Origin of the sequence: Pseudomonas sp. BCRC 81390, assembly GCF_030341915.1 — a bacterium.
GTDB lineage: Bacteria > Pseudomonadota > Gammaproteobacteria > Pseudomonadales > Pseudomonadaceae > Aquipseudomonas.
This window is the reverse complement of sequence record NZ_JATAAG010000055.1, coordinates 1-284: the sequence shown is the minus strand read 5'-3', so window position 1 is coordinate 284 and position 284 is coordinate 1. Positions and strand designations below refer to the sequence as shown.

The following is a 284-nucleotide window of genomic DNA, read 5'->3' as shown; positions in this document are numbered from 1 at the left end:
CGCTGTACCCAGCCCGTGCGCTGCGCGTTCAGCTCCATCACCATGCCGACCGGGTCGGGCACTGTCAGCGCCAGTATGCCGTTGGGCAGTTGCTCGCGCTGGATGGCGTTGCGCACCTGGACGCGGGTTTCGTGCCAGCGCCCCAGGCGGCTGTAGAAGCCATGCACGCTGGCATACCTGGCGGAGGAAAACGTCGAGAACTCCAGCACATCCTCCAGGCCGAAGCGGAAGCTGTCGGTCATGGCGATGCCGAGGCTGGCAGGGTCGTTGCGCGCGGTGTCCAG

Annotated in this window: 1 protein-coding gene; it reads right to left on the bottom strand. The window is 66.9% G+C overall.

Going from position 1 to position 284, the window contains the following annotated elements:
- On the bottom strand, window positions 1–284 hold a 284-nt coding region (locus QSV36_RS14690), incomplete at both ends, for a hypothetical protein (RefSeq protein WP_289132657.1).